Below are 11,657 nucleotides of genomic sequence, written 5' to 3'. Positions count from 1 at the left end.
ACTCATGTCTTTGCTTTTGACACTTTTAATCACTTGTGCTCGAAAATCTGCTGAATAGGTCATTTGTTATTCTGCCATTTCGTTTGTTTTAAAACGATTGTATCTTATTTAAAAAGAACTGACTATACGCTAATAAATCAGGAATAAAGAAAATAACTTTCAATTTAAAAGGTTTAACTGATGAATAAAACACTGAGTTTAATTGTGGCGACTTTTCTTATAGCGGGTTGTGCGTCAACAAGTAGTATGAAAGACAATAACAGTGAAATTGAACCTGATATAGATAGATCAAGTCTACCCAGCGGAATATTTACTTACTATGACGACCCTACACAATATTACCTACCTGTTGAATCCTTTTTAATAGGTAGGTTTGTCAAGACAAACGAATGTTTATTATTTGAGGCAGATAATGAGCTTTATACGCCTATATTTCCAGCGAAATATACGAAATATAGAAAAGGTGATGCTCAGATAAAGGTAGGTAACGAAACGTATAATATAGGAGAAACCGGAGATGTTTCTGCGCAGCCTTTGGCAAAGAAATATGTTGGTAAATTTATCACTGAAGGACCGTCTATCTGCCTACGTGATAAGTTTATGAAGATAGAAGTTCGAGGTGTAAAGTCTCCATAATCTGTTTTTTATTGGAACAAGAGCGGTTCCCTAGTTAGGACTAGAATGGAATCGTGGATTAGAGAGGTTTAACAGGGGATATTGAGTTGGGTAAATGTGTAGTACTCGTAGATGACGATCTTGATAATCGGCGTATCAAGAGGCATTAAACGTAAAATTGAAACCGACTGTCAGTATCTGGTAGTAAGGTCTAAGTAGTACCTTGTGAGCTGTGACGTGTTCAGGGCATAAGTAGTAAAAAAAGCGTCTACCCGCAACGCATGACAGACACTACAGTATGTTTTCAACCCCCTGTTGTGTAGGTAAGGGGTCTGACACTCGCCCAATCGGTTCCAATAGGGGGTTCTATTCATTTATGACTATACGAATAGAAAATTATAAATTTATCTACAAACCTCATTCAACAAGGTTAATTTGCCAGTTATTGGCTTGAATGACAATATTAATTTGGCGTAGTTTCATCGCCAGGTCATCGGCTTGCTTTTGTAACCCAGCTACTGAGACCATAATATTCCATTTAATTTCTCGATGACTATAACGATCTGCCTCAGTGTCGGTCGCTTCAATTGCTTCAATTAATAGTTTGTGGCGCATCTCCAACGCCTCGCGTTCAACCAATAGCGTCAGCATTGATTGATCTTTATCCGTCTTAGCAACTGCATTGGTACGGTGAATACGCTCAATCAAAGCAGATAACTCAGTAATGACTTGACTAGCCTCAATCATTAGCTGACTTGGATCTTCATTTGGCGTATCGCCTTCTTGAACTTTAGCATTACTACGAATACGTCCTTTAATTTGAGCCAGTTTTTTTTGCATATCACTACGAATAAGTAGGGCTTCTGCGAGTTTCATTTTTAGCTCCTTTTAACACCTTATTAGTATACCCCAAGGGAACCAGCTATTTCACCCTCTAAACCTATTAATAGACCACTTATAACAGACTGTTAATATAGAACCATATATAACAGGCCTTTGAATTAAGGCACTGGCTACTGTGCTTTCCTAATAACACTAGCCTATTCTTAGTAACAAATAAGCCACCCATAAGAAGGTGGCTTATTAGCGCTTGAATTCATTGTTACACATTAAAGCCTATGTGCTTCCCTGTTGGCAGCTCAACGTCGATACGAAGCTTGCCACCCATGGCCTCAACATATTTTTTCATGGTCGATATTTTAAGATCATTGCCGCGATTTTCTATAGCAGACAATGAAGGCTGTTTAATACCCATGGTTTGAGCCAGCTCTTTTTGAGAGATCTCTAACTCTTCACGGATACGAGACAGCTGGTTTTCTAAAAGCAACTGCTCTGCCAGTTGTTTAATACGCGCTCGGCTATCTAAAGAGCGCTCAGCTAACATCTCTTGTAGTGTCTTAGTCATGTTATAGATCTCCTAAGGTTCTGAGGTGACACTCATACTGCTGGTCTGCAGTGGCTAGCATTTCTTTATAAAAACGCTTTTTATTACCCTTATCACCGATACAAAGCACAATAGCTTGCCGCTTTGGGTCAAAAGCAAAAAAGGCTCTGAGTGGCTTACCTCTGTGCTGAACACGCAACTCTTTCATGTTGGTAAACTTTGAATCATACACCGTATCTACTAAAGGGCGACCCAAGCTTGGTCCTTGCTGTTCTAAAACCATCAAAGCTGCCAATACTTTTTCTTGCGTTGATTCGTCTTGCTGATCAAACCATTGGTTGAACAGCTGTGTTGTGATGACAGTCCACATATAAAAACCAATATATAGATTACAGACTATATTATACAGCTAATCGAGACAGTCTGCAATTATAGTGAGCGGCTCTTAACAGCCTATTCATAGTAGCGACCATATTTTCTATCGTTAACCTATAGTGCCGTGATAGGGTGCTTAGAGTAGGGAAGCTACTTTAAAAATAGTTAGATGGCTATTATCAAAACGTATTGACTAATGAAGGTTTAGTAAGGGGGGAAGTATTTGATCAGTTACAGAACTCGTATCAAATTGAACACTCTTATCCTCAAGTGTCTTTATGTTTATGGCAGACTTGTTATAAGATCCAATTAGGTAAGGCTGGCTATATATATATAGCCCTAAAAAATATTGCGTCCACTCTAAACAAGCACGGAGTCTCAAATTTAGAACAAGACATTTAAAGTATGGTGCTTTGCTAAAAAGGAATAGAAGTGACTTCAGGAAGAAGCCTCGGTATAAATAGGCAACCTTTATATATTTGCCCAAAAAACTTTTCTGATTATTTATGCGATCAGCAAGAGTACTGCCTATTTTTAGATATAGACGGCACGCTCGCTGAATTTACGCTCCACCCTAAAGATATCAGCATCCCAACGCCCACTTTAACGCTCTTGCAAAACATACAAAGCCATGGGGTAAAAATTGCAGCCGTGACCGGCCGCAGCCTTACAGAAGCAAGACAGATGCTGTCTCCTATAAAGTTACCGATTGCTGCCACTCATGGACTAGAAATATCATACAGCGATAACAGTGAGGTAAACGTTGCTTCTGTTGACATACTTGAGCTTGATGCCATCCGTCAGTCGGTTATCCAATCTTGCTCCTCCTTTAATGACTTCACTATAGAAAACAAACCTTATTCTGTCGCCCTGCATTTCCGGCAAAACCCTGATTTGGCCAATGTGGCGCATGCAATCATGTTAGAAACCTCAAAAAATTATCCTAACTGGACCTTAAAACCTGGAAAATACGTTTGGGAGCTGGCTCCTACAGGCGTCCATAAAGGCGCGGCTATCTTAACCTTGTTAAAAAAGATGCAGAGCAAAGAGGATATTTGTCCTATTTTTATAGGTGATGATATTACCGATGAAGCAGGATTTCTCGTATTACAAAGTGAAAATGAACAACTAGAAAAGGATCAGTCGATAGACAACTCTTATTCTCAATCAGTAAAAGGTATGGGGGTTAAAGTTGGGAGCGGGCGATCGCACGCGCATTACTATGTGAACAACATTGATGAGGTGACTGTTTTACTCAATAGTTTTTTTAATTTTTGTCAAAAAAATAACACCCTAACTTCTGATTGAGCAGAAGTTAGCGGCAACCACTAATAAAAATATAAGGAGATATGATATGAGTCGCTTAATCGTCCTATCTAACCGAGTTAAAATGCCTGGCAACGCGCCCATGGCTGGCGGACTTGCAGTCGCGTTACAAGATATATTAACAGGAAATTCAGTCGTTTGGATGGGCTGGAATGGTGACATTATTGACCCGACAAATGATAGCGCGGGCAATGAATTTAGCAGTAACAAACGAACTGCTTTAGCGAATACTCAGGCTGATTTGACGCGAGCAGATACAACCATCACTTATATAACTACTGCCCTTACCACTGAGCAGTATCAGCAGTTTTACTGCGGTTTTGCTAACAATGTGCTGTGGCCATTACTGCACGAGCGCACCGATTTAATTCATCAAGCGCCAGAGGATTACGCAGGATATCAAACGGTAAACCACCTTTTTGCTGAGCAATTAAAAAAAGTTATTGAGCCTGATGATGTGATTTGGGTACATGACTATCATTTTTTGAGTGTGGCATACCATTGCAGGCAATTAGGAATCAAAAACCGCATCGGCTTTTTCTTACATATTCCATTTGTGTCACTGCCATTTTGGCAACAGCTGGATAAAAGCTTTGAACTCATTTCCCATCTCGCCTATTACAATGTTGTAGGCACGCAAACTCAAGAAGATAAAGTCAACTGTTTTGGCGTCATTCAGCACTATTTAAAAAATTCACTAATAAAGATCTTCCACAACCAGCAAAATATTGGTACCCCTAACTGCTCAACCAGTACGCAGGTGATCCTTAACTTAGGTATGGATACCCTACATAGCTTACTGATTGATACCTATCCAATTGGTGCAAATGTGGCTAAAATCCAACAGCAAATTAGCCACTTATCTTTGCAATACGCCAAATATACTGATCATAAAAAGCAGGTAAAGCCTGCGACCCAACAAATTATTGCGGTGGATAGGATCGACTACTCGAAAGGCTTATTGAGGCGTTTTTCAGCGTATCGTGATTTTTTACAGCAAAATCCGACCTATCAAAATCAGCTGACGTTATTACAAATCGCCTGTCCTAGTCGCTTAGATTTACCTGTTTACCATGAGCTTTATAACGATGTCAGACAAACGGTTCATAATATTAATCAGCAATTTTTGCCAAATAAAAATGGTCAAAAAGATGCCGCCGGAAGTTGCCAAGCCATTAATTATAGCGAAACCGTATTAAGCCACGAGGCATTGATGACATTATTTTGGCAAAGTGATATTGGCTGGGTCAACTCGCTTAAAGATGGTATGAATCTGGTTGCCAAAGAATATATTGCCGCCCAAAACCCTGACAATCCTGGCGTATTACTGGTCTCACGCTATGCTGGGGCGGCTGAGCAAATGCAAGCGGCGGTCATCATCGACCCATATCAGCCAAAAAGTATGACAGAAGGCTTAAAAATAGCTTTGACCATGCCCCTAGATGAAAGAAAGATACGTTATGAATGTTTATTACAGGGTTTGAAACAAGAGAATTTACACGCTTGGCATCAAGGCTTCTTAGAGGATCTATATGACAATAAAGAGTACCAAATAGATAGCGTGAGTCCTGTTGCGAATAAATTATTTGGCACATAGCAGTGAAGATGCACCCATGAGACTGCCGAATGCAAACTTTTGCTATTAAAGGTTGAAGCCAGGATAGATAGCATTAGATGGGAGGGGATTACGTAAGTGTTATGAAAATTGGTATTGCTATTCCTGCCCATACTGAGCCAATGACAATTACTGGTTGTTTAATTACCGAGTCTCATGAATATACTGTTACTTGGGCAATTGTTTCCATGGAATGATCAATAGTCGTTTATAAACCAATGCAACAGACAGGTTTGCAGGATCTTTAGCAAATTTGAAACAAAACAATCTATATTGAGATACGCAATATAAGATGGTCCTGACTTATGATTGAGTGTAAATATACTTCACTAACAAGGATTAGAAATCATGACAAACCAGCCTACTGATAACGATAACATCAAGAATGCTCTAGAATCGCTTGAAAATATAACGGAAGCGCCTTCAAATAATAATGAAGTGACGGGTGTTGAGGTTTTAAAAGGCGATAAAGTAATGTATGAAGACGGTGATTTTGAAGATTACAATGCCGAAAAACAGATTGAGTCGGATAAAGAGGGTAAATCTGCCAAAGAAGATGAAACTAGCAAAGAGGATAAATCTAACGAAAAAGATGAATCTAGCGAAGATGATAAGTCTGAAAAAAATGATAAGTATGGTGCGACGATAGCTAATATCTACCAATGGGCGTCTAAGCTTAAGGATGATTTTATCTCTGACAAAGACGGCAAATCTGATTCTAATGAAAAAGAGACTTCTGATAAAGATGATAAGCACAGTGCCACGATAGGTCATATCTATCAATGGGCGTCTAAGCTCAAAGATGATTTTACCTCTGAAGCTTCTAACATGACGCATGAAGTTTCTGAAAAAGCGCTTGCTATGATGCTCAATAGGCTTGTGGACGGGGTGGAAGCTGAGCTAAAAGCCTTTGACAAGAAGGTAGAAGACTCTAAAGAGTCAGTGCCTAATCTAGCCGAGGAACGTAGTAAAACTTCCGATAAAAAAGATAAATACCAGAGTATGCTTGACCTACTACAAAGCTAACTAAACCTTTGGATAATTATTGTTAATCATCCTATGGGGTATTTACAAAATTTGAAAGTCTACTTACTTATTTCTTAATAAAAAGTTAACGAAAACAAACAAAAACCTCATAATACTGGTGAGTAACTCAATTATGCTGAGGCAATAGAAGTTATCAACCAATTTTTCAATTTTATTAAGGATAATGATATGAAACCACTAAAACCAAACCGCTTATTACACACGACTGTATTGAGTTTGCTACTGGCAGCTACGATGGGCGTTAGTGCTTGTAGTAGTGAAAAAGAAGGTGATAATGCTCAATCAGGCGACGCGACAGGCACCAATCAATCGAGTGACGTAGATACTTCTTCTTCTGGAGGTGATGCCCCTTTAACGGAAAATGATTCTAATATAGGTTCTGGTACGTCTGCCAATAATGAAGTGAATACTACTAATCCATCTGGATCGACCGATAATATGGGTAATAGTGGGTCAGACAGTAATATTAATAGTGATAGGGATGAAAATCCTAATCTAGATCAAACCCCAGCCGATGGCGTGCAGTAGAGGTAGTAGCTCTCCAAAACAGCAGCATTATCGAAAAACGCTTAGGTTATAGTGGTAATTCGTAGGTCTAGTATAAAAATAAACGTATTCTAAGAAACTGAATGCTAATCGCTGATAGATAGGTCATAAATTGCCGTCAATAAAGAGAAACAAAATAGTTAATAGGCAGTTTTAGCGATTAGTATTAGTACTCCAATGTTAAGTGTTTGAGCAAGGCACTTAGCATTGGATTTTTTATTGCCTTTTATTTAGCGTCTCAGATAACTTCTTATTGAATTCGTCCTATCAAATATGTCTTTAACATGACCTTGCTGCTCTCCTCTTACCGACATATTTTTGATAGAAATAAGGGAGCGATACTTATAAAAAAGGCTACTCAAGAAGCTGTTTTACTTTTCAAACTATGATCTTTTATCAGGATAATAATAAATTACGACCTAGCCTAGTCTCTATAAATCATTAATAGGAATTCACGAATGGATTGGGCCAGTATTTTCATACATGATACCAGCTGGGCGTTTGCTGCAGAAATCATCATACGTGTGGTTGTCATGTTTACGATGATTATTTTGTTCTTACGTTACACTGGTAAACGCGGTGTTCGCCAGTTGTCGATTTTTGAGTTAACCATCATCTTATCGCTAGGGTCTATCGCGGGGGACCCTATGTTTACTGAAGATCTTCCGTTAGTCCAAGCCATATTGATCATGAGTATCGTCATCTCGCTATATCGTTTATATACGTGGTTAATGGTGAGATATCGTCCTTTTGAGGATTTTTTAGAAGGTACGTCACTTTATATTGTAGAGGATGGCCAATTGGCTCTTAGTAAGTTTGAATTAGGCCAGATGTCACATGATGAGTTTTTTGCTGAAATGCGCATGCAAGGCATTGAACATCTAGGTCAAGTCCGTATAGGTTTGTTAGAAACCACGGGCAGCTTTAGTATATTGCTGTATCCACATGATGAGGTGCGTTATGGTCTGCCGCTATTTCCTAAGCAGTATGAAGCCGTCACTAAGATAGAGCCAAGTTGTCATTATGCTTGTATGTTTTGTGGCTATGTTACTCATCCCTTAACCCCTGATGAGCTTTGTAATCGTTGCCAAAGTAAATGTATAGGCTGGGCCAAAGCACTCAATAATAGGGTGATTAGATAACTATCCCTCTACTCAGTAAAACGTTTTGTTGCTGGGTTTATAGTGAGTTAGATTCCTTCTAAAGGAATGCCCCTTATCCTATATTAGTCCAAGGATTTTTATACAGAAAGGTTGAATATCTTAATCAGAACATAATCTTACTTTTCATTACCCAAAAAATCTAGGAGCTGTCGTACATTGGAACTGTTAGCAATCGCTTTAGGAAAAACGTTTGTTAACAATACGTTATAGAGAGAAATCATAATAAACTCACGGAATAAACTAATCAAGGTAGATATACTATGACTAATCAATCTAACAACTCCGATAAAGACAATAACCAGTCTAATAACTCAAACAACTCGGGTGGTTCTAATAACTCGGGTGGTTCTAATAACTCGAACAACTCGGGTGGCGATACTTCAAACCGTGGTTTTGCCAGTATGGATCCAGAGAAACAACGTGAAATTGCTAGTGAAGGTGGTAAGACCGCTCATGAAAAAGGTACGGCTCACGAATTTACCTCTGAAGAAGCAAGAGAAGCAGGTAAACAAAGCCATAAAAATGATGATAATCGAGGTAGTTAGGGAGCGAAATCCGACTCCACTATTTTTTGTATGATAAATAAAAACTCTTAAGTCTGAATTTTGCCCCATAAGATGTGAATAGCTTATGGGGTTTTTTTATTCTTCATTATTTTACTTAAAAAATATGAAGACTAGCTATTTAAAGCATAGAATTATTTATGGCACTATTCTATTCCTACCAGTGTTAAGAGAACGCTTTATAGGGATATTAAAGCGATTTATATAATGTGGAGACCATGATGACTAATAAATGTGCCGAATTATTGGCAAACAAGGAATTGACCATAAGTTTTATTGAAAGCGCCTCAGCTGGGTATTTATCGCACCGGTTTTCTCTTAGCCCTTATTCAGGGGAGGTACTGGTAGGCGGATTAGTCTGTTATGACGTTAAAGTAAAAGAAAATGTTCTCAACGTACCTAACCAATTAATTGAAGACTATACCGCTGAATCTTTAGAGGTCACACAAGAGCTGGTTCGTAAAGCCCAATCACTATTTAAATCAGATTTATATGTGGCCTGCACAGGTTTGTTGAAGCGTGGCGGTTCTGAAACAAAAGATAAGCCGGTTGGGACTTTTTTTTATTGTATCTCCTATAAGGATCAATTGTATGATTTCCAATGTGTATGTAAAGGTGCGCTGCAGAAAAAACTGCGCAGTTTGAACAGCAAAATCTGTAAAAGTATTATTGAGGTTGTGCGCACTTAAGATATTATTTTATTTTTCTAATATCATTGTTTTAACTTGTGTTTTTTATTATAGCCAGCTCTCAACGACTGGTTCATGCCAGGAAATACACTCATATTAAACGTTGTTTTTTTTAACCAAACATCAACACCTTTACCCCTGAATTTTGCTTAGTATAAAAAGACATCATTAAAAGATAATAAGAATTCTGCCTAACTTAACACCTGCTAAAACAATAACTAGGATAGATGAATAATGAAAAAAACTATTAATCATACTGATCCCGCCGCCGATATGCACACTACTAAAGGTTTAGGCGGCGAAACCCATCAGCGTGCTGATGATAGTACTCAAGCGCTAACAACCCAGCAAGGGGTGGTTATTTCTGACAATCAAAACTCTTTTAAGAATGGCGCTCGGGGACCGACCCTGTTAGAAGATTTTGTATTACGTGAGAAAATCACGCATTTTGATCATGAGCGCATTCCTGAGCGCGTAGTACATGCGCGCGGTAGTGCGGCTCATGGTTATTTCGAGCTGACTGAATCGTTAGAAGGGATTACAACGGCCAAGATCTTAACTGAAACAGGTAAACAGACTCCGTTGTTCACCCGCTTCTCAACCGTCGCAGGTAATAAAGGTTCTAAAGATACGCCGCGCGATGTTCGAGGTTTTGCAGTCAAGTTTTATACAGATGAAGGTATTTGGGACCTGGTTTCTAACAATATGCCCATTTTCTTTATTCAAGATGCCATAAAGTTCCCCGATTTTGTTCATGCAGTTAAGCCTGAACCCGATCGCGGATTTCCGCAAGCCGCCTCTGCCCATGATACGTTTTGGGATTTTGTATCACTCAGTCCTGAAACCATGCACAATGTCATTTGGCTCATGAGCGATCGGGCTCTGCCGCGAAGTTATAGCACGATGGAAGGCTTTGGTATTCATAGTTTCCGCCTTCTTAACAAGGATGGAAAAAGCACCTTTGTACGTTTTCATTGGAAACCTGTATTAGGAGTACAGTCCCTCATTTGGGATGAAGCTGTTAAAATCTCGGGTGCTGACCCTGACTTTAATCGCCGCGATCTATTTGAGTCTATCAATAGGGGTGATTTTCCTGAATTTCACTTAGGAGTGCAGTTATTTACTGAAGAAGAAGCCGCAACATTTCCATTCGATCATTTAGATGCCACAAAACTGATTCCAGAAGAAATGGTTCCTGTTAGGATAATTGGTAAAATGGTACTTAATCGTTATCCTGATAACTTTTTTGCTGAGACAGAACAAGTGGCATTCTGCCCATCACACGTACCTCCGGGCATTGACTTTAGTAATGACCCATTATTACAAGGACGCCTATTTAGTTATTTAGATACGCAGCTCAAGCGTTTAGGGTCACCGAATTTTGTACAGATCCCAATTAATACCCCGCAGTGTCCGTTTGCTAATAATCAAAAAGATGGACATATGCAAATGCGGGTACCTAAGACACGAGTACTTTATGAACCACAAAGCCTGGATCCAACTCGGCCCCGCGAAAGCGTTAGGCAAGGATTTAAGTCATTTGCTGAGACGTTAGACGATGGCGTGAAAGGTCGTATTCGTGCTGAAAGTTTTGCGGATCATTATAGCCAGCCGCGTATGTTCTACCGGAGTCAAACGGCAATTGAGCAAGCCCATATTGCGTCAGCCTACGCTTTTGAGCTAGCTAAAGTAGAGACCGCCCATGTACGAACACGTATGCTCAGTCATTTGCGTCATATTGATGAGGACTTGGCCCAGCGTGTGGCAAAAGCGCTTGGTATGGCGTTACCCGACGCCGCCTCCCTGGCATCACCCGTTCAGGATATGGCAACTTCTACAGCTTTACAAACCATTGGACGCACCTCTAAAAGTTTAAAAGGACGCATGATCGGTATTTTAGTCGCCGAGGGCTCAAGCTATCATGAGATAGAAAAATACGAAAAGGCTGTGAAAGCGGAAGGCGCCGCTGTTAAAATTGTGGCTCCTAATAAAGAGGTACTGCTCGATGATGGCACTCGCATTCAGGCTGATGAGCGCCTTTCAGGGGGTCCCTCAGTGTTATTTGATGCTGTGGTTAGCATCATTATGCCGGACCAGGCTAAGAAGCTGGCTCAAGATAGCTCAGCTTTAGACTGGTTTACTGATGCTTATGTGCATTGCAAAGCCATTGCTTATTGCAGTGCGACAGATGAGTTCATTTTAAATAGATTAACCCCAATTCGGGATAAGCCTTATCATAAAGCATTGATTATATTTGGATTATGACTTTTATCCTTGTAATGGCATATATTTAATAGTGGGTTTATAGGGAAACCAGCAATACGCGATTAAACC

At 39.5% G+C, this 11,657-nt stretch carries 11 protein-coding genes and 1 pseudogene; 9 read left to right on the top strand and 3 right to left on the bottom strand.

What is annotated here, in order from left to right; genetic code table 11:
• Positions 1 to 180 precede the first annotated feature (180 nt).
• Positions 181 to 636, top strand: a complete 456-nt coding sequence (locus KZA12_RS14490; RefSeq protein WP_218690715.1) for a YgdI/YgdR family lipoprotein — start codon at positions 181 to 183, stop codon at positions 634 to 636.
• A gap of 396 nt (positions 637 to 1,032) precedes the next feature.
• Here KZA12_RS14490 and KZA12_RS14485 read toward each other — a convergent pair whose 3' ends face one another.
• From KZA12_RS14485 to KZA12_RS14475, 3 genes are all read right to left on the bottom strand, one after another.
• Positions 1,033 to 1,491 carry a DIP1984 family protein gene (locus KZA12_RS14485; protein ID WP_218690714.1) on the bottom strand — a complete coding sequence of 153 codons (459 nt, stop codon included), beginning with the start codon at positions 1,489 to 1,491 and terminating at the stop codon, positions 1,033 to 1,035.
• Between the two features lie 226 nt (positions 1,492 to 1,717).
• Positions 1,718 to 2,020, bottom strand: coding sequence for a helix-turn-helix domain-containing protein (locus tag KZA12_RS14480; protein WP_068408813.1), 303 nt, complete (start codon positions 2,018 to 2,020; stop codon positions 1,718 to 1,720).
• Position 2,021: 1 nt separating this feature from the next.
• Positions 2,022 to 2,369: a type II toxin-antitoxin system RelE/ParE family toxin gene (locus KZA12_RS14475; protein ID WP_218690713.1), complete on the bottom strand. Its 348-nt coding sequence runs from the start codon at positions 2,367 to 2,369 to the stop codon at positions 2,022 to 2,024.
• Between the two features lie 437 nt (positions 2,370 to 2,806).
• On the opposite strand from KZA12_RS14475, the gene otsB reads away from it, so the two are divergent.
• The 8 genes and pseudogenes from otsB (at position 2,807) to KZA12_RS14435 (ending at position 11,588) form a co-directional block, all read left to right on the top strand.
• Positions 2,807 to 3,682 carry a trehalose-phosphatase gene (gene otsB, locus KZA12_RS14470; protein ID WP_218690712.1) on the top strand — a complete coding sequence of 292 codons (876 nt, stop codon included), beginning with the start codon at positions 2,807 to 2,809 and terminating at the stop codon, positions 3,680 to 3,682.
• Positions 3,683 to 3,728: 46 nt separating this feature from the next.
• Positions 3,729 to 5,297, top strand: a complete 1,569-nt coding sequence (locus tag KZA12_RS14465; RefSeq protein ID WP_218690711.1) for a trehalose-6-phosphate synthase — start codon at positions 3,729 to 3,731, stop codon at positions 5,295 to 5,297.
• Positions 5,298 to 5,663: 366 nt separating this feature from the next.
• Entirely contained in the window at positions 5,664 to 6,341 is a 678-nt protein-coding gene (locus KZA12_RS14460; protein WP_218690710.1) for a hypothetical protein, read from the top strand.
• A gap of 189 nt (positions 6,342 to 6,530) precedes the next feature.
• Complete coding sequence (locus KZA12_RS14455) at positions 6,531 to 6,890, top strand: hypothetical protein (protein ID WP_218690709.1); 360 nt, start codon at positions 6,531 to 6,533, stop codon at positions 6,888 to 6,890.
• Between the two features lie 476 nt (positions 6,891 to 7,366).
• Positions 7,367 to 8,050 (top strand): DUF421 domain-containing protein, encoded by a 684-nt coding sequence (locus tag KZA12_RS14450; protein WP_218690708.1) that lies wholly within the window; start codon positions 7,367 to 7,369, stop codon positions 8,048 to 8,050.
• Between the two features lie 374 nt (positions 8,051 to 8,424).
• Positions 8,425 to 8,589: pseudogene (locus KZA12_RS14995) on the top strand (KGG domain-containing protein); the annotation flags it as partial.
• A gap of 266 nt (positions 8,590 to 8,855) precedes the next feature.
• Positions 8,856 to 9,323, top strand: coding sequence for a CinA family protein (locus KZA12_RS14440; protein WP_218690716.1), 468 nt, complete (start codon positions 8,856 to 8,858; stop codon positions 9,321 to 9,323).
• Between the two features lie 234 nt (positions 9,324 to 9,557).
• The gene (locus tag KZA12_RS14435) at positions 9,558 to 11,588 is read left to right on the top strand and encodes a catalase (protein ID WP_218690706.1); all 2,031 of its coding nucleotides are present in this window, start codon (positions 9,558 to 9,560) and stop codon (positions 11,586 to 11,588) included.
• Positions 11,589 to 11,657 lie beyond the last annotated feature (69 nt).

The sequence above is a fragment of the Psychrobacter sp. BF1 genome (assembly GCF_019279065.1).
GTDB classification, from domain to species: Bacteria; Pseudomonadota; Gammaproteobacteria; order Pseudomonadales; family Moraxellaceae; genus Psychrobacter; species Psychrobacter urativorans.
Note: the sequence above shows the minus strand (reverse complement) of the source record. Positions and strands in the feature narration are given on the sequence as shown.